Consider the following 25,872-nt stretch of genomic DNA (forward strand, 5'->3'; position numbering starts at 1 on the left):
GGCCTCTTGTGGTCGCAACCATATGTTAGATGTGCGTTTGATGTATTGCAACAGTACAACGGATGGGTTGCATCTGTAAATCATACGGCATGAGTACGGCACACATACGTCTTTCAGCTGTACGAAGCGATCGCTGCGGTAGCGCGACCATCCCCGGGCATCGATCGTCGTTCACCCAGGGAGTGCCGACCGATTCGCGTGCGGCTTGGAGGACCGGTAATTGCAACGCGGCTCCGAAATTGAAGGCCTACCGGGCTTATCCACGGCCGCGTGGCCGTCGGTTGTGGCTGTAGCCTGCACTGTTGACGGTCGTCAATGAACCGTGCGCCCTGAGCGCCTCGTGGGTCGTTGAGGCGAGTCGCTGACTCGTGGTCAGGCGGTCAATTCGACAGTGTCATCACCGAACTCGGCGACGATGCGCAGCTGCCCACCCAGCGCGGCGACGTACGCCTGAAGCGTGCCCAGCTCGGTGTGCGACAAGTCGCCGCTCTCCAGCTTCGAAACGCGGGCCTGAGAGACGCCCATGAGAGCCGCGACGTCGGCTTGGCGGGAGTGCCCCAGCGCCTTACGGATCTCGGCCAGACGGTGCGCCTGGACGGCCTCACGCATCTCCTCACGCGCAGCGCTGGCTCGCTCGGCATCGAGTGCACCCTGCGCGATCGCGTCCGCGCGGATGTCTCGCCAGTTGCGCGCAATCGTCATCACCCTCCGTGCTCGGTCGCCAGCCAGCTCTCGAAGCGCGCGTCCGCGATCGGAATGTTCCTGTCGTACCAGCGCTTCCAGTCGCCTGCCTTATCGCCGCCCAGCAGCAGGATCGCCTGCCGGGCCGGGTCGAAGATGAACAGGACGCGGACGCTGGTCCCGGCCGGGCGCAGCTCCCTTCATGCTGTGAAACCTCGAGCCGTTCACCTTGTCAACGATCGGCCGGCCCAATGTCGGCCCCTCCAGCTCCAACAGGTCGAGGGCGCCGGTGACCGCCGCGATCGCGTCCCTGTCGAGCGAGAAGAACCACTGTTCGACCTCGTCGAGCAGGATCACGTCCCAACGCTTCGACACCAGTATAACCTCTACGTTATATCGTGCGGCGGGAGATTCGCCGGAGCATCGTCGCCGCCGGTCCAGCTGTCACCGAGCAAGAACGAGGCGGCTTGCTCGGCCGCTTCGCTGTCGTCGGTGTCGAGGACGTGGGCATAGGTCTCCAGGAAGAAGCCGATGTTCGCGTGACCGATGCGCTCGCTGACGATCTTCGGGCTCACCCCGGCCCGCAGCGCGCCCGTGGCATACGTGTGGCGCAGATCGTGAAACGTGATGCGGGACAACCCAGCCCTGGCCGTCAGACGTTCGAAGCGCTGGCGGATCGAATCCGGATGGGGAGGACGGCCGTCGGGGTAGGTGAACACGAAGTCACCCGGGTGGTAGGCGTCGCCGAAGAACTCCCGCTCGGTGTCCTGTTGGGCACGCCAGCGCCGCAGGGCACCGACCGTGGTCTTGTCGATGGAGATGGTCTGGTCGGCGTTGCGGGTCTTGCCCCCGGCCTTATCGACGACCTGGCCACCGACGACCACCCGGTTGTCGTGCACGGTCACCTTTCCGGCATCGAGATCGACCGCCGACCATTTGAGTCCGCAGATCTGGCCTCGCCGTATCCCGGTGGTCAACTCCAGGAGGAACAGCGCCGCGAAGCGGTCCTCGCGTGCTGAGGCCAGGAAGGTCCGGATCTCCTCGGGTTTCCACACGTGCCGGCGGGTTCGTGGGTTACGGGGCGGCTTGACGTTGCTCGCCGGGTTCTCGGAGATGTACTTCCAGGCGACGGCATCGGCGAGTGCCCGGTGCAAGAACGAATGAATGTTGCGGACAGTCTTGGGGGCCAGCCCCTGCGTGAGGGTCCGGGGAGTCAGGCCCGCCTTATAGCGCCGGACGGCGTCACGCGAGGCGTGGATCGAGGTGCCGCACGCCGTGGACAGCTCGCGAGGTGTCGGCGGCGGCTTGCCGCTGGCGATCAGCTTCGCCCAATGCGTGTACATCACCGCATCGTTGTTCGGTTTCACCCGGCCCTTCGCCAACAGCATCGCGTAAAACCTCAGCAGCACCGGCTCATTGAGCGCCTGGAGACGTTCCCCGCCGATGTGGGGGATCACGTACCACCGGGCATAGTCGCTCCAACTGCGCCACGTGGAGGCGTCAAGCGCCGGCTGGACCGCCGTAAGCCAATCGGTGACGAACTCGCCGACTGTCTGTTGCGACGGCCGCACGATCCGGTTGCGGTCGGCATCGCGCATCGCCTCGCGGCAGGCCTCCCACGCATCACGCTCGGTGTCGTAGCCGCCCTTGGTCACCCACGGGAACTGGCCGGTCGAGGGATCGCGCTGCGGCACCCGAAACTTGTAGTACCACTTCGCGCCTCGCCGATATACCGAGCCCTTCATCACTCTCCCAAGTCGCGCAGGCCTGCGGTTACCACGTAGATGCGTCCGCCGAGCCGACGGACCGGCAACTCGCCAGAGTGGACGAGCCGGTAGGCCGCGGCACGGCTGATTCCCAGAAGCTTCGCCGCGTGCGGTACAGCGAGGAGCAGGGGTAGATCGTTGAACACGTTATCTTCCAATGTAATTCACCACCTCTCACTGTGTCGATCGATTGAGAAGGAACCTTGGCAGCTGTGGATGGTCCGCGAGTTGGTGACGGGCCGCGGCTGACGGTCGCGAGGCTGGTCCTGCCGAGTTGAGGAGCGCCACGTTCCGTGGCGTGAAGTGGACCTCGCAGTCACCGGCATAACTGACAGCTAAATGCGCTCGGCACCGCTATGCGACGGTCAAATGAAATCGATTCGCAACTCACGAATTGCCGGAATTTAGCCTGAGACGCAACGGAACTCTATGTAAGAGGTTTTCGATCGACTCGGGTCAAATCGCGTCGTTCTTTTTCGGTCGGCGTCAGGCCACCGACTGCGAAACCGATAGCGGATCCGCTCGATCGCCAATTGCCACGGATGCGGAAGATGTTCGAGTGCGCGTATGCCGACGCATTCTGCGTCAGCATCGACATGCCACCGAAGTGCTGGAGCGGTCCCTGGCTGTAGGTCAGCATGGCGAAGTCGCTGACCGCTGTCTGGGCCGCTCGTCGGCTCCTGTGACCTCAGGGGTCCAGGTGTACGTGGTTCCGCACTCTGATGCGTCGCCGGTTGTCACCTCTGGCGCGGTGTGCGCCGCCTACATGCTCCCCTTGGCCGTCCTTCGGCGGAACGCTTAGTCGACTCGACGGTCTCGTACCGGCTTTCGTCAATTCTCTGCAACCCGTTCGGCGCGAGTAGCGCATCCGGGCGCGCTGACGTTCGACGCCGCGGCACCACCTCACGCACACCCTACGACTGCCTTCGCCCACACGTTCACTACGTCCCTGTAGTCTCAAGCATCTCAACACATTCCGTCTGATACCGCTGTGTCTCCAAACAGATTGTCTGACAGAGCAACTCATAGAAACTCACCTGATTTTCCTATGGCACATTTGCACAGGGATGTGCGAGATTGGCGGTAGCGAACGTTGCGTTCGCCACCTGGCGGCTTTGAGCCCCGGGCGATCTCGGGCCCAGGCGGTGATCGACATGCTCACGATTGCCAAGCTGTCGGCCTGGTCGATCAACTACTACAACGACACCGTCCGCGCCGCAGCCGATGCCCAGAAAGCCAGCGGCGGATTGGGGGAGTACTACACCGAACACGACACCCGCGCCCCCGTGTGGCTGTGCGCCGGCGACGCCCGCCGCGCCGCGGAACTGGTCGGATTATCGGACCTCGAACGGGTAGGCGGCGAGGCAGAAACCGATGTCGTCGAGCGGTGGTTGGTCGGCGGAGAATCGCCCAACGGCGCGTCGGGTCGCGGGTTCCGAAGCGACAGTGTGCATGGCTTCGATCTGACGTTCTGTGCGCCGAAGTCGGTGTCGCTGATCCGCGCAATCCGAGCCGACGACGTCACCGATAAAGCGATCGCGGACGCCCACGCGACCGCGATCGCCGAAGCGGTGGAATACCTTGCGACCCACGCCGGATACACCCGCGTGCACAACCCGGCGACGCGGGAGAAGGACCTCGTGCGGCTACCTGGTTTAGTGGCGGTCGCCTACCAGCACGAGACCTCCCGGGCGGGTGATCCGCACCTGCATACTCACGTCATCGTGCCCAACCGCCAAGCCCGCGACGACGGTCGATTGGTGTCGATCGACGGCACGTCGCTGTATCACGAAGCAAAGGCCGCGGGCGTCATCTATCAGGCGACGCTGCGCCGCGAACTACACCGATCCCTGGGTTACGAATGGCTACCCGTTGACCCGTCAACGGGCATGGCCGAAGTCGCCGGCATCGACCCGAACAGCATCAGCGCGTGGTCGCAACGGTCCTCCCAATTACGCGAGTGGGCAGCCGGAAACCTTGCGATGAACGAAGGCGGTGAGCCGTCCGCAGCGCAGCTTGCGGCAGCTCAAAAAGCCACCCGCCCAGGCAAGCCCGAACAACTCGGCTGGACAGAGCTGCGGGCCGGATGGCGCACCGACAAGCGCGGTGTCGGCATCGATTCGGCGGCGCACCGCAGTGCCCGTCGTGACCGGCTCGCGGCGAGCGGGCCGCGGTTCGACCGGCACCGGATCGCCGACGCCGCTGCCACGATCGAGAAGGCTGGGTTTACACGCGCTGACCTCGTGGAGGTCATCGGCGCCCAACTTCCCATCGATACCGCACGCTCGCCGCGCGAGCTCGTCGAGGAAGCCGTCGACGACATCGCCGTACGGCTGACCGCGCCACGCGAAGCGCATCAAAGAGAGGGACATGAGCGGTTCACCCTCGAGCTGATCCTGGCCGAAGAAGCCGCGGTGCTCGATCTCGTCGACGCACACGATCCGCGGTCAATCCTGTGGGGTCTGCCCAGCGACCTCGACGGTTTGTCGCCGGATCAACAACGCGCGGTGGAAAACATCGCTGTCTCGCCGTGGTTGGTGCAACCACTGAGCGCCCCTGCCGGAGCGGGCAAGACCACCTCCATGCGGGCGCTGGCGGCGATGGCGCGTCGCCGCCGTGATGGCCGAGTCATCGTGTTGGCGCCGACGGGTAATGCGGTGGATGTCGCGGTCCGCGAAGGCGCCGGCGATACCGGTTACACCATCGCCAAAGCACTCCGCGACATCGACAACCACAGCCTGAACCTCAGCCACACCGATCTAGTGATCGTCGATGAGGCGGGCATGGTGGGCACCGACGATCTACGCCGCCTCCTCACTGCCACCACGACAGCGGGAGCCAAAACGGTCCTGGTCGGCGATCAACACCAGCTGGCGCCGGTCAAGGCCCGCGGCGGCATGTTCGCCCAACTCTGCACCGACCTGCCCTGGACGCAGAAGTTGTCCGAAGTGTGGCGGATGCGGAACCCAGAGGAGCGCAGCGCTTCGCTTGCGTTGCGTGATGGGGGACCGGCGCCGGTGCGTCGCGCGATCGAGTGGTACCGCAAGAACAATCGCCTGCACGCTGGAGACGAAATCGCTATGGCCACAGAGGCTCTGGTGGCCTACCGGCGTGACAGCGCAGCGGGCAAGGACAGCTTGCTCGTTTGCGATGCCAAGGAGATGGCCGACGCCCTGAACCAACGCATCCACAACGAGACCATCGACCCAGACACGCCAGCAGTGACCGCTGCACGGGGACATCGAATCGCCGACGGCGACCTGATCATCAGCCGCCACAACGACCCGTCCATCACCGTCTTACACCCCACCGAAAGGATCCAGCACGCAGACCCGGTGCGCAACGGAAACCGCTGGCGCGTCTACGCCATCGACCCTGACAGTCAGCGCATCGCCGCCCGCCGCCTCAGCGACGGCGCCCGCGCCTCCTTCGCCGGCGACTACCTGCGCGACCACATCACCTATGGCTACGCCGTCACTGTCCACTCCGCACAAGGTGCCACCACGGACACCACGCACGCGGTGCTGAGCGAAAACACTCCTCGTGCAATGTTCTACGTCGCCATGAGCCGAGGACGGCAGGCCAACACCGCCTATCTCGCTCAGCGGAGGCTGCGTGATGATGGCGGACGGGACCTCGGGACCGAACCGTCGGCCGGGTTGAGGTGTGCCGTGGACCTCGCCCGCTCGATCGTCGGCAACGACGAAAGGCAGGCTCGTACTGCGCATGACATCGTCGAAGGCGTAGGCGTCAATGCAGCTGGGAACGAGCGTGTTTGGGCACTGTGGGGCCATCGACTGCGCCGCATCGCTAAGCGAAGAGCGGATCACTCAGAGTGGGAATGCATGTCGGGGCGAGTTACGACGCAACTTGAGCGGGACGTGGGCGGTACGGAACATCGCGAGCGCATCCGCGAAGTTGGCCTATAGGATGCACATGGTTCTTCACACTTGTTCTCGGGGACATCACTCGCATACTGGTTGTATGGATGAGAATGAAGAAAAGTCACTGGACATCATGGTCGAGAGCCTCCTAGGTCAAATCGACATGAACGGCCCGCAGATGCAGGTTGTTGCCAAGACTGGCGACGCGAAAGCATTGATTCCGTTGGTCTTCACGATGGGACACACCATTGAGGCGCTCTACCGTGAGATTGGCCGCCTCGACGCTCGAGTTAAAGCCCTTGAAAGCGGCAATCGCTAAGAGCGGTTTCCCACACTGATGCAATGATGTGGAAGCGGTGTTAAGTCCTAGTGCGGCTTTCCGTGGCGGCTCAGCTCGTCCGTTAGCGACCTCAGGGGCCCTAGTCTCGCCGCGCGACATTCCTGCTGTGCTGCACGCGAGCCGCTCAATCATAGCCTAACTGGCTGAACGCCAATTCGGCGAGGCCTTCACCCCAGCAACTACCAATCAGCATGCGTAGGACCAAATTTCGATTAGCCGAAGGCACGTAGAGCACAGTACTAGCGGCTCGGACCGAAAGGACAAACTGCGACTTAAAGTCGGGAGAATTGCTCTTCAAGTTCTTTCGTCGAAATATCGCCAACCTCGACGGCGGACGATCCATCCTGCGAAGCCATCCAATCAATGACCATTCCAACGGTGGTCTGCGGGGCTTTGAGGTCCAAGGTATCGTCAGCCGCCTGATTCGGGCGGGCTCGGAGGGTGTCTTTGGGAACCGCCTGAACGAAGGCCATCCTATGCTCGCGTGGGTAGTAACAGGCGATCGAGCCCCCGTCCGGAAAATGTTGAGCCATACGATCGTTGACTACTTCAGCCATGTAGTCCCATTCGACGCACACCACGGTGTTATGCAGCCATGGGTATTTCTTCCGAAATTTTGCATCACGCTGCAGTTTGGCGAAGATAAAGGTGGCTGTCGTGTGGGGATCAGTCATCGAGCCACCTCCTAACTCGCTCCTGCCAGTCTTGCAGCATCATGGCGAGATGCACATCGAATTCGCTGTCAACAATAGCTGCATCATCCGCAGTTAGCTCACGCAGAGACTCACGCTCGCCATCATGATCGTTCGGGTCGCTGTTGATCGAAAAGAGATGCCTATGGATTTCGGAGTCGCAGCAATCGATGCGCTCGACGTGCCGACGCTGCACGCGCGTGCCGGTTAGCAGCAGTTGTTCGACGGCATCATGTTGCGACACATCCAACATAAGGGCCCAGTCGACGTATCGCCCGCGGTCGAGCGCAACTCTGTAGGTGAGCTCACCCCGCCAGCCCTCGTACGGGGGGAGTAAAAGTCCCGTGGTTGTGTCTTCGACACGGTCTGGAAAGAGATGTCTTGAGTACGGACGAACCGGAGGGAGATAGGGCTGAACCGGATCGCTTGGCAGATAGCCCTGTTGTATCGAGTAGACCTCCTGCCGCCTCGGCCTACCGCTACTCTTTCTCCTCGACATACCCCAGCCTTCATACGAAGCTCATCGCGAGCACGGCCGATCGTAGCGTGGCAGGAGCGCATCCGACCAAGACGTCTCCTTCGAATTCATCTTGCTGGTGCGCGATGGAAGGTTAGGCACACGAGGCAAAATCAGGGGTGCCTCGATGTTCGCATCAGGCTCGGAGCTGTTGATACGCCGAGTGAACGCGCTTCAGACACATCAGAATAGTTAGCACAAGGTGCAGGCCCAACGCTGCAAGGACAGCGCTGATCCAGATGGGGGCGCCAGCGTCCTTATCTGCCATGGCGGCGGCGACGACGCCGACTACGGTTGTGACAATGCCGATGACAACCGAGTAAGTGACGTTGGCGAACGTTTCATCAATGAGCGATGCAAGTCGAGGGCGGTCCCGATCACGTCCGTCGTCCTTGATCTGGACTCTCAGCTGAAACACGAAGATCACCAGTCCGAACAGGAGCGCAGTGAATACTGCGAGGCCGGCTAGAACCGCCGCGGTGTCCTTCATCCGAAACTCAAAAATGCCCAGCGCGAGCCCGGCAACGACGGGTACCCCCGCAAAAAGAACCAGGTCGAGCATCCGGATTTCACCGGAACGGTCGTCCCGCAGCGTGTCGAAGTGGGCACGAACTACCGGCCGGACGCTAGCTTTGCTCGCCACCGCGAATCACCATCTTCGCCCCCAGCTGCTCTTCAGTCCACTGTCCAACAGTGTTCCCGTCTGTCCACTCTATGCCGATACGGTCAAAAAGGTCCGGCGCGTACTCCCGACGAAACACAAGATTCCTGATCTTTTCGGCAGGCCATGCATCCTCGTTGTGCCCGCTCAGTGGGTAGCTCACTGATGGTCGCCGCTCGCGGCCGATGATGAAGGTCTTCCGTTTTCCGTTGCCTTCAAGGGTAACTTCAGCCTCCGACTCGTTTTCGCCCTCTTCGAAGCCCAGCAACTCTCCCACTTTGATCGAACCGCCACGCAGACCGTCGAAGAGTGACCTGGGCAACGACTTCATTCCGATGCCGGGAACCAGGCTATGTGTGAGGTCGCCAGCAAACTTTGGCGCCTGAGCTCCAACGAAGTTGTCGGCCTTGTCGGACTCCTTGTGACGCCTGTATGCGCTGACCCGGACCAACTGGGCGCTCTCCAGCCATGCCTCTCCTTCGATGACGGCGTCAGCCTCCAGTAGGAGATCGGGATACGCCAGTACGAACCGCTTCTTGAATAGCTCGAGGAGCCGTATCACGCCGCACTGGTTATTGGCTCTTTCAAGAAAGAGCAGCGCCGACGTGGCGTCCTTCGGCAGGATCAACACGCCGTGTGTGACCACTTGGATCGCGTCCGTCTTCTCGAATTTGCCTCTCTCCATCAGGGTTGTGGTATCGATGAAGCGGCCTTCTTCGCCGTATCGCCCAACTTCTACTGCGAGTGTGAGGGAGCGTCCGAGCGGCTCGTCCCCGACAACTGCCGCATAGCTCTCGTTAGCGGAGTTGTGCAGCTGCGCCGGGGTCACCTCGGCTGCGAAGGCTCGAAAGAGGTGCAATAGATCACCATCTGGCAGCTGGCTAAGGTTTTGGCGCTCCTTCCGATTCCCCCTCGGATGTGCCCACAGTTCAGTGACCGTCATAGTGCGTCGCGGCAAGTCAATTCCCCTCGTCTTAGTGCTCTAATGTCCACTCAACCTGCCCGCTGCGGTCCGTGCGGCCGCCAGGGACGAACGTCCGTCAGGTTATTGCGGGGCCCGACAGGCGGCGGCTTGTCACCGCCGGACCGACCCGGACCAAATTTTTCTGTACTGATGTTGGCGAGATCTAATGCCACTTCGGCCTCAATGAGTACTTCAGCGGCTTCGCCAGACGCATTGCGCTCCATTTGGACATGCACAGCATGAAGTCGATCGTTTATTAACGCAGTTCCCAGAGCCAGCTTCGCGAAACGCTTCACACCTTCTCTGCTAGCAATATCCTCGCCGATCGCGGCGACCTCGTCCTGATACTTTGAGAGCTGCTTGCTCGCTCCGCGATTCCGAAGCCACGTCGTTAATTCGAGGTCGCCCTCGTATACCATTGCTTGCGCCGGTCGCCAGACGGCCTCAATGTCAACGGTGTTGAGGCCAGCTTCCGGACCAACCCTCCACGGAGCTTCACCGGCTGCCACCGCTTGTCGAAAAGCCTTCACTGCTGAAACGTCGTATTGGCCTGCCCCAGATTCGGAGATCACGCCTAACGTCCCCGGAAAGGCTTCACTCGAGGGAACGTGTCTCCAAGTGGACCACCATTCAGCCCTCCACGGCTCATCACCAGGTTCGAATTCGGGGCCCGGATTCCAAGGGGGAGTCCAGGGCCGTCCTGTGCCGAGTTGAACATCGGTGGCCATCTGTTGCACCTGAGACAGCTCATTTTCAGCCAGTTGGAACGATATTCTGCGCGTCGCCGCATATTCCAGCACCAAATTGAGCATTCGATTTCGGGCCGCCAACCAGTCATCAAAAATGGCGTCCGACGGACGAATCTCTCCGGCCGAGACGATGTTCGGGTCGAGCCGCCGAGGATGGGCGGCGTCGTAGACCGACAACCACTCGACCTCTTCGTCGGAACGGTCCTTCTCGGGTTTCCTCATGATTTGGCTGCGGCGCATTACAGCACGTACACCAGCCATTCCGCCGCGAGTATCCGCTGGAGGAACATCGTCCGACTGGAGTCTCTCAAGATCGTCAGCGGCGTCGTCGCGGCCGGCTTCGCGTAACTCCTGCGGAGAGGAGCCGACTACATCTGCCATGCGCGCGAGCGTGTCGGGCGGAGCAATGACTGGGATGCGGGTGTCTTTTGTCGCCTGCTGATAACCCTTTGCGATCTGTCGCCACCGACCTTCGCTGATTCCCGCTAGTTTCGCCGCCCTCGTCACGGACAATCTCGGCGATTGTTCTAGCCGACGTCGTTCGATGAGCTCCGCCTCTTTAGGGCGTTCGGGTGTATCCACGCCTCGACCTTCCTACGCGTAGCCCTACGAAGCCTAGTCGTGGTACTTCGGCGGTCCACGTAGATGCGCCCGTGTCTCCTCGGGTGGCAGGTCAGCTCGGTGGTGGGTCACCCGCGCAAACTACGCTTGAGATTATCGAACCTACGGCGTACCTTCGTATCGTTGGTTGTGCGTCCTACGGCTGACCTTGTGTCCGTGAACAGGAGACTGTGATGTTGCGTCGGCTCGAACGTATAAAAGCCTGCGGGATATTTGAGGATTTCCGCTGGGACCTCGCACTGCCCGAGCTTGCCAGGATTACCGTTATCTTCGGCCGCAACGGCACGGGAAAAACCTCGCTGGCAGGCGCCCTCGATGGGTTGCGCTATGCCGCGGACGGCATGGGCTTCAGTCGGGTCTCCCTCGCACTGGAGGACGCATCAGGAACTCGCGTCACTAGTTTCAGCGAGGATCCCGCCTTCGACCGGATCCATGTCTTCAGCGAGCGGTACGTTTCGCGCAGTCATCGGTTTACACCTGCGGCCGCTGATATGGACGCCGTTTTGACCGTTGGTCATCGCCCTGTCGACGCGGAACAGCGCCTAGAGGTGTTGCGACAGTTGGTCGCAACTAAGACCGCGGAACGCGATTCCGCCGCTGGGGCGGAACTCAGCGCGAAGCAGCAAGTCGAGGAAACCTATCGCCAAGTCTCAAAGAACGTCGTAGATGCGGCAGGACGCGCTGGAGGACGTTGGAACTCAAAAAGCAACTTCAGCGCTCGCGTAGTCAAGACCGAATTCGCTGCATCACACTGCGATTGGAGGGAGCTAACAGAAGGGGAGATGCGCGAGAAGGTCGGAATAATCAACTCCGACAGACTAGAGGCACTGGCAGAACCCAGCCTTCCGGTCGCTGTGCCGAGTGACCTTGTCGAGCGGCTGAGTCCGGCATTGTCTGCTACACCGAGCACTATTGTCCTAGACACACTTGCAGAACATCCTGAGGCAACGCCTTGGGTCGATGCCGGCCGACGCCTGCACGAGGAAGCCCCTGATTGCATATTTTGCGGCTCGAAGCTGACCGATGAACGAAAGGCGCAGATCGACCGACATTTTTCTGATGAGGTCGAGGAACTACAGAGAGATCTCCAATCCATCGCGCGCGAACTGGACGAAGCCGCGCGCGGGATCGATCGTTTGGCATCTGCCATCCCCAGCAAGGGCTTGTTTATTGAGGACCTCCGACCCCGTTTCGACGACGCAGTGGATGACCTCCGCGTTGAGCTGTCCGCGCTTCAGCAGTGGATCGACGTAATGAGGGATCGCGTAAAAGCCAAGGCGGACAACGTTATTAGCCAGGTCGACTCCGCGGTCGATGCGCCTCCAGTCGTCGTGGGCAGTGCTCTCGCTTCGCTGCTTCGCCAGCACAACATTCGTGTCGAGAGCCACGAGACGTTCGTCAAGCAGGCGGCCTTAGACATCGAGCGGCATTACTTGAAGCAAGCCGAGGCGACCGTAAGGGCGAAAGAGCAGATAGCAGCCTCGAAGAACGCGGAGGTAGCGGCTTTCGACGCAGAGATGGGGGAGTGTTATGCAGAGATCGCAGCGCTCGAGCGTGTTGAGGGCGACCCGATGCCAAGTGCGAAGGTGCTTACCGAGGAGGTGGCACGGCTGCTCGGGCGTAATGAGCTGAGATTCGAGGCGGCCGATGGTCGTTATAAGGTATTGCGCTTCGGACAGCCAGCGATTGGCCTCAGCGTAGGTGAGCGGACCGCCATCACTCTTGTTCATTTTCTTGAATCGGTAGCCCGGTTTGACGCGACGAACGGCAAACCCATCGTGGTGATCGATGACCCGGTCTCCAGCCTAGACAGCGACATCTTCATGGGCGTGTCGACGTATATCTGGACCGAAATGATTGTAAAGGACCACATCGCGCAACTGATACTGCTCACCCATGACTTCGAACTGTTTCGGCAGTGGGACATTCAGATTGATCGACTTCATCAGCGAGGAGGGAGAGACCCGGCGACAGGGCAAAAATTCACAGAGCTCTACCCCGCTCAGTTCTATGAGATCCGCTCGCGCCACTCTACTTTCAATGGCCACACGAGGCGGCGTCCAACCCTAGCGTCGTGGCCCCCGTCTGAGTCGTCTCGTAAGAAGATCCGCTCTTCATACCACCATGCGTTTATTTGCGTCGCTCAGGCTCTGTGCAACCTCGCGAATGACGACTCTCTTGAGAATAGGCTAGACGCTCAGTTGCTGTTTCCAAACGTCGTGCGGCGAATGCTTGAGACATTCTTGGCCTTTAAGCGGCCTGAGTGGGTCGGAGACTTCAACAGCGCAATGCGCAATTCGACCGCATTACTAGACGCTGCCGGTTATCGTGGTGACTCTAACGCCTTGCGGTTGCGGCTCACTCGTTATGCAAATAGTTACTCCCACGACGAAGATCCCTCGACAGACAAGACAGTGAACCCGGATGAGGTTTCCACTGCAATAAGAGCGGTCTTCGAGTTCATGAACCAGCTAGACGAAGGTCACTTTCGAGGACTGTGCGACGCCGTTGGGATAAATCCCAACGAACTGCTGCCGCAGGTGCCGGCGGTCATGCACGAGTAAGGTGCACTCGGCGCGAATTAGCTAAGTTTTGTCTCACCGTCCGACGGCCCCATGCGGTCGCGGCGGGCATCCGATGCCCGAGATCGTGTCTTTTAGTTAGATGGCAAGAGCCAAGCTTCTCGGTTCCTCAAGCCGATTGTGTGCAGCCGCCTCCCGAGAGATTTGAGAGCGGCGCGCATACCGCTGCAGTTTTCCTGCCCCACGGTTACGATTCGGACGTGACCGATCCCGGGCTTAACTCGCGTATGCCGGCCTCAATCGAATGGCTTACGCTCCTTATTTTTGAGGCAGCCAGATTCTTTTCGCGGGATGACCATACCGAGCTGCTGGCAGAATTTGGAAAGCCTGAGCCGCCTGACTCCATGTTCCCGTTTAGCACGTCGGATTTTCTGCACTATCTGCAGCCCCGTGGCTTCCGGCATGCACTGTCGCAAGGATCGCGAATCCAACGAGTTATCGACCGCATGGTCGCCTGTGAAATGCTGACGGATTACGGCCAGGAGGCGTGGAATGACGTGTTTGGTCGTCGATTCTTCACAAATACTCTAGCGACGCGATCGCAGGCAAAGGGTTGGCTCTGGTTGGCCGAGGTTATCGGGCCTGAATTAATCATTCCGAGTTATGGATCCATTACCTTACCGATCGTCGGCTTCGACAACAATAACGATGTGCACATCGGAACTGGTGTCCTGCTTGACGAACGTCATATCTTGACGAACTCTCATGTAGTGAGTGATATGAGGGTAGAGCGAGTAGTGCAGCCCTCGGCGATTTCCCCACCCATGCCCGGCCTCCCAAATCAGTCCGCAGTTACTATCGTCGATTGGGAATGCCACGCCCATCTCGACGTTGCCGTCATCACGGTCGAACCGGAACCCGGAACCACGGGTCTGCTACCGCTCGACGGTGTCGTGTTTCGGCGACCAGAATGGCGAGATGAGACGTACGTCTTCGGTTACCCACCCATTGCGCAGGCCGCCCAAGCGCACGTGACAGTGCAGCGGGGACAAGTGGTCAACCCATCGATCTCGAGCTGGTCAAGAGTGGCAGTTCCTGAAGACCATCCGAACTGGCCTGATGGTGACGGCAACGGAGTCGAATTTGAGTACTTCCTTTATTCGGCAATTTCTCGGCCCGGTAACAGCGGAGGCCCGATCGTCGCGCAGGATGGCCGACTTGTCGGCATAGTCGCGCATGAAGTACTGGACGCTGGGCGTGCTGATCACCCTTTCTACCGAGGGATACCAGGTCAAATGGTCGTAACGGCCTTGGGCGATCTAGGTTACGACGACCTTGCGGCCTTAGAGGACTGGAGCTAGGAAGTCGATATGCGCCGGCCTACCCGGTGGCGGATGTTTCTTGCCGGCACCAAGTCGGGCTGGGAATCAACCTTCGCTCATCGGGATCCCGTCAGCGAGTCCGTGACAAGCATCGGATAGCCGCGAGTACGCCCGCGAGGGCGACAGAGTCTCATAGCAAAAATCGATCTGTGTTTGCCCGCGGTAGACCGCTAGGCTACGCCTCGCCAGCTAACACGCAAACGCAAAGACTTCCGATTTGGGAACGAATTTGGGAACAAAACCCTCCGAAACAAGTCGAAATGAATGAGCCGCCCCGGAACGGTCCGAATTGTCAATAGCCATTTACCTGCATAAATGAGACTTAACGGACCTAGCAAACTATTGAGACGACAGCTCATAACCCAGAGGTCGCAGGTTCGAATCCTGTCCCCGCTACTATGTGATGTCTCAGGACATCGGAATAGCCGTGAACCTGCATTAGGTTCGCGGCTTTTTCCGTTTGGGGCCTTTGGGTGCTCCGGTGGGTTGGTAGTCCCTGGTGGGGTCGAGGGTGAAGTCGCGCAGTAGTTCTCCGGTGGCGGCGTTGATGATGGTGATGTGGTGGTCCTGGGCCAGGATCAGGACGCGGGTTCGGTAGTGGTGGCGGCCGATGCCGATGTGGTGCAGGCGGCCGTTGACGCGCAGGGTGATGACTCCGGATGGGTGGATGCGGTCGGTGCGGACGCGGTTGTGGGTGTCGATGCGGCTTGCTGGGTCGGCTTTGGGTCGGCTGTTGTAGATGGTGGCGGGGGTGGCCCGGTGGGGCAGGGATCGGTGCGGGCGGTGGTGGTTGTACTCGTCGATGAAGGCGTCGATCTGGGTTTGTAGCTGGTCGATGCTGGTTGCTGGTGGTTGCCCTGTGAGGGCTTTTTTCAGCGTTTGGTGGAAGCGTTCGACTTTCCCGCAGGTGGTGGGGTGGTTGGGCGTGGAGTTGATCTGGCGGACGTTCAGGCGCCGCAGTTCGGCCTCGAATTGATTGCGTCCGCCTTTGCCGCCGGCGAGGCGGGTGGTGAACACCATGCCGTTGTCGGTCAGTGTCGAGTAGGGAATGCCATGGTGGTCAACGGCTTTGCGGAACTCTGTGAGGACGACGTTTCCGGTGACGCTGCGGTGCGCGGTCACCGATAGGGCGTAGCGGGAGTGGTCATCGATCCAGCACAAGATCTCGGTGTGGGTGCGATCGGCCAGCCACCAGTGGGTGAAGTCGGCTTGCCAGCGTTCGTTGGGCTGTTCGGCGGCGAAGCGGATGTAGGAGGTTTTGGGTCGTTTGCGTGGGCTGTGTTCGACTAGGCCGGCGGCGTGGAGGTGGCGGCTGATCGAGGCGGTCGATACGCGTAGCTGGTGGTGGTGTTGCAGGTGCCAGGCGATGGTGTGCGGACCGTTGTCGAGGCCTTTGCCGGCCAGGGTGGCCCGCAGCTCGATGATCAGGTCAATGGTGGCCTGCGGTAACCGGGTGGGGCTGGAGTGGGGCCGCCGTGAGTGCGGCTCGAACGCGGCCTCGCCTTCAACGGCGTAGCGGGCGATCAGCCGGGAGATCCAGCCCTGCGATACCCCGTAATCGCGGGCGACCTGCGACTGCGAGCGGCCCTCGACGAGTACCGCGGTGATGACCAACCGAGCCTTCGACACCAGCCGAAACTGGCCGATCACCTATTCCGATGTCTTGAGACACCCCATTCCGATGTCCTGAAACACCACACTGTCCCCGCTACTAAGTGGAACGGCCCTTGGAGACTTCTCCGGGGCCGCTTTCATGCCCGGCCAGCTGATGAAGCCCCGCCTCTCTGCAGGGCGTCATCCCATCCTCCGTGCAGGTCACTAGCGACTCCATGCGCTTTGCTGGTATCCATAAGTCAGCAGGTCTGGAGGGAGATGGCATGTCGCTTCGAGTCAACATTGAGTCGCTGGCGGCGTCTGGCACGGCGGTGGCCGGTCACGGCGAGAACGTCGCGATGAAGCACGCGGCAGCAGCCAGCCGGATCGATGCCGCCCAGGCCGGCTGGCAGGGGGCGTCGGCGCTTGCCATAACCGCGCTCTCCCAACAGTGGCTGGCCTCGACGAGTGCGGTGCTGACCCGTCTGAGCGACCATGCCCAAGGACTCCACAACAGCGCCCAGGGCTTCGTCGAGATGGAACAGCGGCACAGCCAATTGCTGGAACAGCCGGCACAGGCGGCGAACGCGATCGCCAGCCACACCAACCCTTGAGCGTCTATGACCCTGACCGTCCAAGACATCGAGCGCTGGAATCCCGGCGATGTGCGCGAGGTGTTCCATGCGGCCACCAGCCGTGCGCAGGCCGCGCATGATGCCGCAGACGGCCTGGCCACTCTGCCGGCCTTCGAGACGTGGGGCGGTGAAGCGGCCGAAGCGGCCAAGCACGCCATCGGGCAAACGCGCAAGGACCTCGACGCACAAGGCAATGAAGCCCTCGCCGTCGCCAACGCAGCGCGCAGTGCCGCCGATGAGATCGAGCGCATCAAGTCCGAACTAGCAGCTCTCAAAGCTGATGCGGAATCCCTGGGCATGGAGATCGATCCGATTGCAGGCACGGTGCTGCCCGGTCCGAAGGTGCGCAACCCCGTGGAGGCCGAACTCAAAGAAATGCAGCTGCAGCCGCGCTTGGACAAGATCGTGGCCGAAGCGAACATGGTCGATATCGCACTGGCGAACGCCATCAACATGGCTGGCGGCAAGACACCCATCCCGTCGCTGGGACCGCACCCCGAGATCCCGGACCGACCACCGCCTGGCGATCCGAAACAATTCGCCGACTACTGGCGAAGCCTGTCCAAGGAGCAGAAGGACTACCTCTACAGCCAAGACCACAACATTGGCAACAATCCGAACATGCCGGTCGGCGACGACGACCATCCGGGCAGCGACTACTACAACCGGCTCAACCTGGCCGACCAGCTGAAGCATGCCGAAGCGGCTCAATCACAACTCGACGCACTGCGCGCCGAGCATCCCGACTGGGCCGAGGGTAAGAACCTGCCCCGCAACATCGGCGATGCCCAGCAATACGCCGCTTGGCAGCGCCAGTTCACCGACGCGAAGAACGGCTCGAAGTACCTGTCGGACCTTCGTGCCGTGAACAACGCGGTCAAGGATCACCCCGAACGCAATCTCATGCTCCTGGACACCCAGAATGGTCGCCAAGCCAGAGCGGCGATCGCGGTCGGCGACCCGGACAACGCCGAGCATGTATCCGTGACAACGCCAGGCCTCAACACCACCGTTCATGGCGCGATCGAAGGTATGAGCGACGACGCAATGCACGTCCGTGCTGAAGCTATCCAGCAGCTCCGGCTGGCCGGTCGTGGCGATGAGGGAGTAGCTGCGATTGCCTGGATCGGCTATGACCCGCCGCAAGTCCCTGGCGGAACTGATCTCCCGGGCTCACTGCAAGGTGGATACGAAGTCAGCCACGACGCGGTTGCCAAGGCCGGGGCTGTGGATCTCTCCCGGTTTTACGACGGCATCACCGCTGTTCACCACGGACCGCTCGACCTCACAGCCATTGGGCACTCCTACGGCTCCCTGACCACCGGCCTCGCGCTGCAGGAACCGGGCAGCCACGGCGTCGACAACGCTCTGTTCTACGGCTCACCCGGCATCGAGGCCACCACTCCACAACAGCTGGGACTGCAACCCGGCCACGTCTTTACGATGGAGACTCCCGACGACCCCATCCAGATGGTCTATGACGGGCCGAAGATCGCGCATCAGGTGGCGCCCTTCCTGCCTCCGCCCTTCAATGGCCTGGCGGGAACAGGACTGGCCGCTGCCGATCTCACTGGCGCAGGCGATTTCGGACCCAACCCGGCCACCAACCCGAACTTCACCCACCTTGAGACTGGTGCTGTCACGGCCCCCGACGGTCGGGCGCTGTCCGCGGCTAGCGGACATAGCGACTACCCACGCTGGGACAGCGCCCATAATCAGCTCTACACCACCGGCTACAACATCGCTTCCGTCATTGCCGGTACAACCCCGATACCGCAGAAATGAGTCCATCGTCCATGACACTGCAACGACCCCCTATGAAGCGGCGACTCGCTGCTGTTGGTTGCGTTGCGGCAATCATGCTGGGAGCAACAGGATGTCATGTGAGTAACCCCTACCGACCCACCGATCCCACCCACGCCAGCCAGGCCGCCGCCAGCCTCCAGTCTCTGCCGAGCTTGGAGGACACGAAGAATCAGCTGACAGCAGCAATAGCGACTGTGGGACAACAAATTTCAGCCATTGCCCCAACTGTCGCGTGGGCGTGGCGTGACGACGAAAGCCGTAGTAGCGGCTGCCCCCCACCGTATGAGCAGTCGGGCGGCCAGGAAATCCTGCTTGCCAACTACGTCTCCGATGTTCCCATCCCGGATGAGCAGTGGAAGCAGGCCTACGACATCGCCGCAAAGGCTGCCAATGCGCTCGGAGCGACGGCAGTGACGGTCTTCAAGGACGCGCCCAACAACCATGATGTGCAGTTCTCCAGCGAAACGGGCACCACCCTCCGTTTCGGATCGCAGAAGGCTGCTCTCCTCAGCGGCGGTACTGGTTGCCGGCTACCCGCAAGCAAGCACTGACTCATTCCGGCGGGCAGTCCGTGAGATGGAACGGTAGGCAAGCCAATGGATGCTCATGGCTTGCCGAGGCCCGGACGACGAGCGCTTACCCCGTCAACCCCAGCAGCGGCGGCACCAGATAGCGGCGGGCAAACGACCGTGCGGCGTCGTCGTCACCGAGCGCGACATTCTGCGACGGCGTCAGCACGAATGAGACGATCACCCGCACCGTCACCTCGGCGACCTCGAGCAGCTCGAGCTGTGTGCGCTTGTCGTCGGGCAATGCTACGGCCAGCTGATGGGCCAGGAACGACGACGCCGTCTGGATGACACCGTCGCCTTCGATGGTCAGGAAGGGCAGCACGGTTTCCGGCTCGGTGGCGAGCAGCCGCTGCAGTAGCGCATGCTCGCGCATCGTCGTCAGCGTGAACACGAAGCCCTCGACCAGCTTGTCCTCGGCTGTGGGGTAGCCGCCGGCTTCGGCGGCCAACTCGGACAGGAAATGCTCGAGTTCGCGCAGCAGCACCGCCTCGACAATCGCGTCCTTGTTCGCGAAGGTCCGGTACAGCGTGACGCGGGCCAGCCCGGAGCGCCGCGTGATGTCCTCGACCGTGGAGCGGCGGATGCCGAACAGCTCGAACTGCTTGAGCGCCGCATCGAGGATCCGCTGGGCATTGCCCTCCGCGGTCGGCGACCCGAAACGCTGCACCGCTTTGGCGAGCAGGCCGCTGTACTTCATCGGTGCAGTCTAAGGCCCCCATTGAGGCATTGATACAAACAGACGAAGAATGTATCTTCGGTTCACGGCGCTCAGGCGCGCGCGACTATCGGGAGGCATCTCATGGCCACGGCTTCGGGCACCAAGACGGCGACACCCAGTCGGGAGGATTTCTCCGAACGGCTGCTCAAGGGTTCGGCCAGGAAGTCCTACGCGCCGGTCGTCGACATCGACTGGGAGACGCCCGTCGTGCCGGACACGTTCTTCCTGCCGCCGCGGATGGTGTCGCTGTACGGCACCCCGTTGTGGGCGCAGATGACCCGTGAGCAGCAGATCGAGCTGTCGCGTCAGGAGTTCGTCAACCTGCTGTCGGCCGGTGTGTGGTTCGAGAACATCCTGAATCAGGCCCTGCTGCGTGGCCTGATGCATGCCGATGTCACCTCGGCCACCGCCCACTACTCCTTGACCGAGCTCGGCGACGAGACCCGCCACATGGTCATGTTCGGCCGCACCATCGATGCTGTCGACGGAATTCCGTTTCAGCCCAAACGCTTTCAGCGGATGATCATCAACACGTTGCCCCTGATGTTCCAGAAGCAGGTCTTGTGGATCGCCGCGCTGGTGGGCGAGGAGATCTTCGATGCCATGCAGCGCCAGATCCTCGATGACCCGGACGTGCAACCCATCGTGCGGCGCATCATGCGCATCCATGTGACCGAGGAGGCGCGCCATATCCAGTTCGCCCGCGATGGCGCCCGCCGCGAGGTGCCGAACATGAAGCGGCGGAACCGGTTTCTGCTCGCCACGGTGCACGGCGCCGGTGGTCCCTTCTACCGCTACCTGTTCACCAACCGGGCGGTCTACCGCCGCGCCGGACTCGACGGAAGGCAAGCTCGACGGCAGGCCCGCGCCAACCCGAACTTCCACGACGCCACCCGGGCCGGCTTCGCACCTTTGGCTGCGTTCCTGGAGGATATCGGCCTGATGAACCCGATCAGCCGGCGCATGTGGAAGCGGTGCAACTTCCTGTGACCGCCGCTATCGATGGAAGTGGCGTCTTCGACGGTGCCGCCGAACTGGATGTTGACGGCCGGCGCTGCGCCATACGGGTACGCCTGGCCGGTCACCTCAATCCGATCGACGGGCAATACCACTGGCAGGGTCTGGCCTACGGCGCGCCCGACGGCGTGGTGGCGGGTGCTCAAGCTCAGCTGACCATCGGAAGCCACACTGCGCCAGTGCGACTGGTGGAGAAGGTGCCGTCTGGGCAGATCATGATCTGCGGAGTCGGTGCGCCGCCCTACGAGATTCCGTCAGTTTAATAGACATCTTTCGGTCAATTTTTCAGCGCCAGGGCGTCAAGGTCGGTGATCAGTTCAGCACGGCATACCGTGGTGAAGACGGTCAAACACGATGTGTACGGTGCGCTATCGAGCACCGTCAGATCCAACGAGCTCAGCAACCATCCACCTGACGCTTCGAGTCTCAGGCCTAGTGCAGTGGGTCGCCCTCGACCACATCGGTGATCGTGACGTCGATGGGCCCGGAGGCGGTGCCGCCGCTGTCGTCGAGTCTGTCGATGATCTGGCTGATGATGTCGACAACTGTTCGGCGGATGGCATCGCCGAGGTCGCGTAACTGGGTGCCGTAGCTGCCGGTGACGTCGATGTCGACGGCCCGCAGCGTGGATTCTTCGACCGTGAACGTGATGCGGGTGGGTTGGCACAGAAATCTTCTGCGCAGTTCGCGGGCAAGCAGGGCGCGCAGTGCGTCGTCACTGATGAAGACCACGCCGCTGGTCGTGTCGCGTGACACCCGAATGGGTAACCCAACGCGGGTCGCGGCGTGCACAGCTGCGAGCACCCGGCTGCTGATGGCGTCCCAGCCGGGCTCGGGTGCCTGGCGCAGATAGGCGGCGACGCGCTGGAGGAATGGATCGTGCTCGGTCATTGCCACCTCGTTAGCAAGACCCGCAGCGCCTTGGTGGCGCGGAGATGGTGGCCCCGCGCTGAGTCCGGGCTGATCTGCAGCACGTCACCGATTTCGGGGAACGTCATCGAGTCGATCTCCCGCATCATCCACACCGCACGTTGGCGCACCGGTAGCTCACCGAGTGCCTCCTCAAGAGCGTTCAGGAATGCGGTGTTCGACGCCGAGACAAACGGGTCTGCGCTCGGGTCTGCTCTGGACAGCGGTTCTAGCACCCAGTCTTCCACTGGCCGGGCTCGTTTGAGGCGATGGGTGTCGGCGATTCGGCGATAGCAGATCGCGAAGAGCCAGGATCGCAAGGTGGCGGCACCGCGAAAACTGTCGATCTGTCGCCACGCTGCGACGAAGGTGTCTTGCACGACGTCGGGTACATCGGCCTCGTTGGCGAGCATACGCCTGGCATAGCGATATAGCGCCGGCCCATAGCGAATGACGATCGCGTCGAACGCTTCCCGATCGCCGACGGCGGCTGCAATGCCCAACGCCTCGTCGGAACAGCCGCTGTCGAAGGACGTGGTCATCACCGGGGCCCGCTGGCCGATGGCGAGTCGCTAGCCCGGTTCCCGCCGCGGCGGCGGGGGCGGCCGAGCGGTGCGACCCTTGCTCTCCTTACCTGCACAGCGCGACCCTTCCCGACCCGATGCTGCGTACCGCGACGGTTTGCTGATACCAGCGGTATCGGAAGAACTTATCTTAACCACGTGGATGTACAACCCCCAGATTTGCGGCGCCCCAGCAATCGTCGCTCGCCCGATCAGCAAACCTGCAGCTGGGGCCTGCGCCGGGTGAGGGCTAACGGGAGCGGTCATGTGGTGAGCATCACACGAATCCGGCATTCGGTTGAGCCACCGCCGAACGACTACCTATTCAGGCAGGATCAGCTGCCGCTCAGACCAGATGAACAGGAGTGATCGATGACGACCGAGACTTCGCCGAGCGATGTGGCCGCAGGATTGAGCAAAGACATCCGCCCGTACCAGGGATCGCCGCTACTCACCTCGCAGGGAAAGACAACAATTGCCGCGGCCGTCGTTTCCAAGATCGCAGGCATTGCTACCCGCGAGGTGAGTGGGGTGCACGACTTGGGGGCCGGAGCGTCTCGGGTGGTCGGTGCGCTGCGGGAGCGGATCCCGGGAGCCAGCGTGAACCAGAGCCAGGGCATTGCGGTGGAGATCGGTGAAAAGCAAGCCGCGGTGGACATCGACATCATTGCCGAGTACGGGGTTGCCATCTCCGATCTGGCAGCGGGTGTACGACGCAACGTCATCGCCGCGATCGAGCGAATGACCGGCCTTGAAGTGACCGAGGTCAACATCACCGTCCATGATGTCCATATCGACGGCGATAGCCCCGACCCCGAAACGTCAACCCGTGTCCAGTGACGCGCACCCCGAGGACGACAGCGAGCGCATCGCGGCAGCGGTAACAGCTGTCGAGGGAGTCGCGGCGCTGCACCCCGGCAGGTTCGGTGAGGTGGCGACCTATCTACCCGGCCGCCGAATTCCTGGCGTCCGTATCGCGGATGACCGCGTCGACGTCCATGTCAGCTGCGAGCTCGACGCGCCCGTGCGTCGCACCGCGGCCGAAATCCAGCGTGCCGTGGCGGCACTCATCGATCTGCCCGTCGACGTGACGATCGAAGACCTCGTGCCCGGCGGCCGGTCCGCCGACCCAACTGCGCCTCATCGTGCGTGAACTCGTCTCTGCCAGTGCTTGTTTGATCCTTTGGAGGGTGTGAGCTATGACCTCGTCGACGCTGGGCCTCATCGTCGGTCTGCTTCTCGGCCTTGCCGCCGCCGCCGGCGGCCTGTGGGGATTCGTGATCGCGTTACTGCTGGGCGCGGTCGGCTATGCGCTCGGAGCGCATCGTGACGGCGAACTCGATATCGCGGCACTACTGCGTGGGCGCAAGCGTGACTGAGGTGGAATTCCCTAGACCTCGGGCTGTGCCGGTGAGCGCGCCGAACGCGGAAGCGCCTGATCCGCAGCGTGTTTCCACCACCGATACCGCATCCGAGGCCGGCAACCGGGGAACGCTGCGAGTGAACGAGAAGGCGGCGCAGCGGCTCGCGATCCGCGCTGCAGTCGACACACCGCACGTGCTGTCGCCCTCGGGGGGAAGATCCGCGTTCGCGGGGCGCACCCTGCCCCAGGCTCGAGTCACCGTCACCGGAGACCGTGTTCGGGCAGACCTCAAGATCACAGTCGCCTGGCCGGCCCCGGCTGCGCAGGTCGCTCGTGCAGTGCAGCGCAATGTCGCAGCCGCCCTGACCGCCATGGCTGGTTTGCACGTGGACGGTGTGGATGTCTCTGTTCAGCAATCGTTTACACCATCCGTGGGTCAGAGGAGAGTTCAATGAGCATCGACCACGTGACCCTGCCTGCCGCCGCACGGGAGCCCCGCGCCGCCGCGAAGTCGCGCCACGCTGCGGTGGCGTTGGCTCTTATCGCCATCGGGCTGGGCGTCGTCGCAGTACGTGATGCCAGCGTGACACTCGGATACGCCGCCGGCGCCCCATGGATTCACCGGGCGATTGCGGCAGTCAACGGCCTGCAGCCGCACTGGTGGATGATCCCGGCGGGGGGCGTCGCGGTGACTGTCGGAGCGTGGCTGATGCTGTGGTCGGTGTGGCCGCGGCGCAAGACCGCCATTGCCGTCACCGCACCCGTGGGGGTGTGGATCCAGCCAGATGATGCCGCGCGACTGGCGACGGATGCAGCGGCGTCGATCCCCGGCGTGGAGATCCTGCGTGCGCAGGCGACCCGCCGCACGTTGAAGCTCTACATCGTGCTCGCGGGTGACGCCCCCGATAGCGACCAGAAGGCGACGGTTCTCGCCGAGGTCAACCGCGCAATACAGATCCTGTCCCCGCCACCAAAAGTCAAGATTCGAGTCTGCACAAGGTCATCGACATGAGAAGCACTGAATTGTTCGACCGCACAGCCACACTCCTCGCCGGAGTCACGCTGGCCGCCGCTGGGGCGGCCTCGGTCATCTGGGCGGCGCACCGAATAGTCCGGCTGCCTGATCACATCGACACCACACCCGCCCTGACCGCCGCATCAACGCCATGGTGGCCGTGGTCCTTGGCCGCAGTAGGCGGACTCCTCCTGATATTCGGATTCCTTTGGCTGCTCTCGCACTTGCCGACTCGCAGGAATCCCCTCATCCAGGTTGCCGGTGAGCTGGACTGCGGGACGATCCGAATAGATCTGGACAGCATCGCCGCCGCCGCAGCAGCAGAGCTCGAAGAACAGCCCGGAGTCGACTCCGCGCGGGCAAGAACTCTCACCGACCGCGGTACCAGAACCGTCGACCTCACCGTCACGCTGGCCCACCCAGCCGTATTGCCCGCGACGCTGGATGCGATCACCGCCACCTGCGCCCAGATCGCCACAGCCACAGGTGATCCAGCGATCGCCACGCGAACTACGGTGCGATTCGGAAAGTCTGACCGCCGGCCGCGAGTACCCGCGTGAGCAGCCTGGTGGCATGGGGCACGTTCTGCCTCTGCGCAGTCGTCGTCGTCCTCAGCCTTGTGATGACTCTGCTCGCACGTCTGGTCGAGCGGCCCCACGACACGACATCCACAAGCGGTAACAACCATGGGCGGTAGGCCTTCATGACCGCACACGATGACGTTGGACCCGGTGATGACCTCTTCACCTGGGCGGTGCTCGCCCCAGTCCTCGTCAAGCACTTCTCGATCGTGTCATCCAGCGAGTCAACTGCTTCGGTGTGCTGCGCCTGCAGCCCGACGACTCCTCGGACCCTCGAGCAGTGGGCACGACACGTCAGCCAAGAAGTCACCAACAGCGTGG

26 protein-coding genes and 2 pseudogenes are annotated in these 25,872 nt (G+C 62.1%); 15 read left to right on the forward strand and 13 right to left on the reverse strand.

Annotation, left to right across the window (positions count from 1 at the left end; translation table 11 throughout):
* Nucleotides 1–372 precede the first annotated feature (372 nt).
* The 4 genes and pseudogenes from G6N35_RS26610 to G6N35_RS26625 all read right to left on the reverse strand — a co-directional run bounded on the left by G6N35_RS26610 (nucleotide 373) and on the right by G6N35_RS26625 (nucleotide 2,593).
* The gene (locus tag G6N35_RS26610; RefSeq protein ID WP_163807330.1) at nucleotides 373–702 is read right to left on the reverse strand and encodes a type II toxin-antitoxin system RelB family anti-toxin; all 330 of its coding nucleotides are present in this window, start codon (nucleotides 700–702) and stop codon (nucleotides 373–375) included.
* Nucleotides 702–1,038: pseudogene (locus G6N35_RS26615) on the reverse strand (type II toxin-antitoxin system RelE/ParE family toxin). Before G6N35_RS26615 ends, G6N35_RS26610 begins: the two are co-directional and overlap by 1 nt.
* Before the next feature lie 29 nt (nucleotides 1,039–1,067).
* Complete coding sequence (locus G6N35_RS26620) at nucleotides 1,068–2,426, reverse strand: site-specific integrase (protein ID WP_246224518.1); 1,359 nt, start codon at nucleotides 2,424–2,426, stop codon at nucleotides 1,068–1,070.
* Nucleotides 2,426–2,593 carry a helix-turn-helix domain-containing protein gene (locus G6N35_RS26625; protein ID WP_246224714.1) on the reverse strand — a complete coding sequence of 56 codons (168 nt, stop codon included), beginning with the start codon at nucleotides 2,591–2,593 and terminating at the stop codon, nucleotides 2,426–2,428. The genes G6N35_RS26620 and G6N35_RS26625 overlap by 1 nt, the downstream gene beginning before the upstream one ends.
* A 1,008-nt stretch (nucleotides 2,594–3,601) precedes the next feature.
* On the opposite strand from G6N35_RS26625, the gene mobF reads away from it, so the two are divergent.
* Together mobF and G6N35_RS26635 are read left to right on the forward strand one after the other, a co-directional pair.
* Entirely contained in the window at nucleotides 3,602–6,376 is a 2,775-nt protein-coding gene (gene mobF, locus G6N35_RS26630) for a MobF family relaxase (RefSeq protein ID WP_163807963.1), read from the forward strand.
* A gap of 55 nt (nucleotides 6,377–6,431) precedes the next feature.
* Entirely contained in the window at nucleotides 6,432–6,650 is a 219-nt protein-coding gene (locus tag G6N35_RS26635; protein WP_163807331.1) for a hypothetical protein, read from the forward strand.
* A gap of 293 nt (nucleotides 6,651–6,943) precedes the next feature.
* On the opposite strand, the gene G6N35_RS26640 is transcribed toward G6N35_RS26635, so the two are convergent.
* The 5 genes from G6N35_RS26640 to G6N35_RS26660 all read right to left on the reverse strand — a co-directional run bounded on the left by G6N35_RS26640 (nucleotide 6,944) and on the right by G6N35_RS26660 (nucleotide 10,836).
* Nucleotides 6,944–7,345 carry a hypothetical protein gene (locus G6N35_RS26640; protein ID WP_163807332.1) on the reverse strand — a complete coding sequence of 134 codons (402 nt, stop codon included), beginning with the start codon at nucleotides 7,343–7,345 and terminating at the stop codon, nucleotides 6,944–6,946.
* Nucleotides 7,338–7,616: a hypothetical protein gene (locus G6N35_RS26645; RefSeq protein ID WP_163807333.1), complete on the reverse strand. Its 279-nt coding sequence runs from the start codon at nucleotides 7,614–7,616 to the stop codon at nucleotides 7,338–7,340. The genes G6N35_RS26640 and G6N35_RS26645 overlap by 8 nt, the downstream gene beginning before the upstream one ends.
* Nucleotides 7,617–8,016: 400 nt before the next feature.
* The gene (locus tag G6N35_RS26650; protein WP_163807334.1) at nucleotides 8,017–8,523 is read right to left on the reverse strand and encodes a hypothetical protein; all 507 of its coding nucleotides are present in this window, start codon (nucleotides 8,521–8,523) and stop codon (nucleotides 8,017–8,019) included.
* Entirely contained in the window at nucleotides 8,507–9,370 is an 864-nt protein-coding gene (locus G6N35_RS26655; RefSeq protein WP_163807335.1) for a hypothetical protein, read from the reverse strand. The genes G6N35_RS26650 and G6N35_RS26655 overlap by 17 nt, the downstream gene beginning before the upstream one ends.
* Before the next feature lie 164 nt (nucleotides 9,371–9,534).
* Nucleotides 9,535–10,836 carry a hypothetical protein gene (locus G6N35_RS26660; protein ID WP_163807336.1) on the reverse strand — a complete coding sequence of 434 codons (1,302 nt, stop codon included), beginning with the start codon at nucleotides 10,834–10,836 and terminating at the stop codon, nucleotides 9,535–9,537.
* 212 nt (nucleotides 10,837–11,048) lie between these two features.
* Between G6N35_RS26660 and G6N35_RS26665 the strand changes: the two genes are divergently transcribed.
* Nucleotides 11,049–13,439 carry an AAA family ATPase gene (locus tag G6N35_RS26665; protein ID WP_163807337.1) on the forward strand — a complete coding sequence of 797 codons (2,391 nt, stop codon included), beginning with the start codon at nucleotides 11,049–11,051 and terminating at the stop codon, nucleotides 13,437–13,439.
* Between the two features lie 218 nt (nucleotides 13,440–13,657).
* Nucleotides 13,658–14,758 carry a S1 family peptidase gene (locus G6N35_RS26670; protein ID WP_163807338.1) on the forward strand — a complete coding sequence of 367 codons (1,101 nt, stop codon included), beginning with the start codon at nucleotides 13,658–13,660 and terminating at the stop codon, nucleotides 14,756–14,758.
* A gap of 459 nt (nucleotides 14,759–15,217) precedes the next feature.
* On the opposite strand, the gene G6N35_RS26675 is transcribed toward G6N35_RS26670, so the two are convergent.
* Complete coding sequence (locus tag G6N35_RS26675) at nucleotides 15,218–16,408, reverse strand: IS481 family transposase (protein WP_163807339.1); 1,191 nt, start codon at nucleotides 16,406–16,408, stop codon at nucleotides 15,218–15,220.
* A gap of 248 nt (nucleotides 16,409–16,656) precedes the next feature.
* Here G6N35_RS26675 and G6N35_RS26680 point away from each other — a divergent pair, with 248 nt between their 5' ends.
* From G6N35_RS26680 to G6N35_RS26690, 3 genes and pseudogenes are all read left to right on the forward strand, one after another.
* Nucleotides 16,657–16,986, forward strand: a complete 330-nt coding sequence (locus tag G6N35_RS26680) for a WXG100 family type VII secretion target (RefSeq protein ID WP_163807340.1) — start codon at nucleotides 16,657–16,659, stop codon at nucleotides 16,984–16,986.
* A 924-nt stretch (nucleotides 16,987–17,910) separates the two neighbouring features.
* Nucleotides 17,911–18,471, forward strand: a pseudogene (locus tag G6N35_RS27795) (alpha/beta hydrolase); the annotation flags it as partial.
* Nucleotides 18,472–18,890: 419 nt separating this feature from the next.
* Nucleotides 18,891–19,364 carry an LppA family lipoprotein gene (locus G6N35_RS26690; protein WP_163807342.1) on the forward strand — a complete coding sequence of 158 codons (474 nt, stop codon included), beginning with the start codon at nucleotides 18,891–18,893 and terminating at the stop codon, nucleotides 19,362–19,364.
* Nucleotides 19,365–19,449: 85 nt separating this feature from the next.
* Here the strand turns inward: G6N35_RS26690 and G6N35_RS26695 are convergent, their stop codons facing one another.
* Nucleotides 19,450–20,082, reverse strand: a complete 633-nt coding sequence (locus tag G6N35_RS26695; RefSeq protein WP_163807343.1) for a TetR/AcrR family transcriptional regulator — start codon at nucleotides 20,080–20,082, stop codon at nucleotides 19,450–19,452.
* 102 nt (nucleotides 20,083–20,184) lie between these two features.
* Here G6N35_RS26695 and G6N35_RS26700 point away from each other — a divergent pair, with 102 nt between their 5' ends.
* The gene (locus G6N35_RS26700) at nucleotides 20,185–21,093 is read left to right on the forward strand and encodes an AurF N-oxygenase family protein (RefSeq protein ID WP_163807344.1); all 909 of its coding nucleotides are present in this window, start codon (nucleotides 20,185–20,187) and stop codon (nucleotides 21,091–21,093) included.
* The gene (locus G6N35_RS26705; protein WP_163807964.1) at nucleotides 21,090–21,383 is read left to right on the forward strand and encodes a DUF4873 domain-containing protein; all 294 of its coding nucleotides are present in this window, start codon (nucleotides 21,090–21,092) and stop codon (nucleotides 21,381–21,383) included. The genes G6N35_RS26700 and G6N35_RS26705 overlap by 4 nt, the downstream gene beginning before the upstream one ends.
* Nucleotides 21,384–21,552: 169 nt before the next feature.
* On the opposite strand, the gene G6N35_RS26710 is transcribed toward G6N35_RS26705, so the two are convergent.
* The gene (locus tag G6N35_RS26710; RefSeq protein WP_163807345.1) at nucleotides 21,553–22,011 is read right to left on the reverse strand and encodes a hypothetical protein; all 459 of its coding nucleotides are present in this window, start codon (nucleotides 22,009–22,011) and stop codon (nucleotides 21,553–21,555) included.
* Nucleotides 22,008–22,571 (reverse strand): RNA polymerase sigma factor, encoded by a 564-nt coding sequence (locus tag G6N35_RS26715; protein WP_163807346.1) that lies wholly within the window; start codon nucleotides 22,569–22,571, stop codon nucleotides 22,008–22,010. The genes G6N35_RS26710 and G6N35_RS26715 overlap by 4 nt, the downstream gene beginning before the upstream one ends.
* 393 nt (nucleotides 22,572–22,964) lie before the next feature.
* On the opposite strand from G6N35_RS26715, the gene G6N35_RS26720 reads away from it, so the two are divergent.
* From G6N35_RS26720 to G6N35_RS26745, 6 genes are read left to right on the forward strand one after another with little or no spacing between them, the layout of a single operon-like run.
* Nucleotides 22,965–23,432 carry an Asp23/Gls24 family envelope stress response protein gene (locus G6N35_RS26720; RefSeq protein WP_163807347.1) on the forward strand — a complete coding sequence of 156 codons (468 nt, stop codon included), beginning with the start codon at nucleotides 22,965–22,967 and terminating at the stop codon, nucleotides 23,430–23,432.
* Nucleotides 23,377–23,745, forward strand: a complete 369-nt coding sequence (locus tag G6N35_RS26725; RefSeq protein WP_179967499.1) for an Asp23/Gls24 family envelope stress response protein — start codon at nucleotides 23,377–23,379, stop codon at nucleotides 23,743–23,745. The genes G6N35_RS26720 and G6N35_RS26725 overlap by 56 nt, the downstream gene beginning before the upstream one ends.
* A 46-nt stretch (nucleotides 23,746–23,791) precedes the next feature.
* Complete coding sequence (locus tag G6N35_RS26730) at nucleotides 23,792–23,971, forward strand: DUF2273 domain-containing protein (protein ID WP_163807348.1); 180 nt, start codon at nucleotides 23,792–23,794, stop codon at nucleotides 23,969–23,971.
* A gap of 31 nt (nucleotides 23,972–24,002) precedes the next feature.
* Nucleotides 24,003–24,410 (forward strand): Asp23/Gls24 family envelope stress response protein, encoded by a 408-nt coding sequence (locus G6N35_RS26735; protein WP_220098530.1) that lies wholly within the window; start codon nucleotides 24,003–24,005, stop codon nucleotides 24,408–24,410.
* On the forward strand, nucleotides 24,407–24,967 hold the full coding sequence (locus tag G6N35_RS26740) for a DUF6286 domain-containing protein (RefSeq protein WP_163807350.1): 561 nt from the start codon (nucleotides 24,407–24,409) through the stop codon (nucleotides 24,965–24,967). Before G6N35_RS26735 ends, G6N35_RS26740 begins: the two co-directional genes overlap by 4 nt.
* The gene (locus G6N35_RS26745; protein ID WP_163807351.1) at nucleotides 24,964–25,530 is read left to right on the forward strand and encodes an Asp23/Gls24 family envelope stress response protein; all 567 of its coding nucleotides are present in this window, start codon (nucleotides 24,964–24,966) and stop codon (nucleotides 25,528–25,530) included. The genes G6N35_RS26740 and G6N35_RS26745 overlap by 4 nt, the downstream gene beginning before the upstream one ends.
* The last annotated feature ends 342 nt before the right edge of the window (nucleotides 25,531–25,872 follow it).

Origin of the sequence: Mycolicibacterium anyangense, assembly GCF_010731855.1 — a bacterium.
GTDB classification, from domain to species: domain Bacteria; phylum Actinomycetota; class Actinomycetes; order Mycobacteriales; family Mycobacteriaceae; genus Mycobacterium; species Mycobacterium anyangense.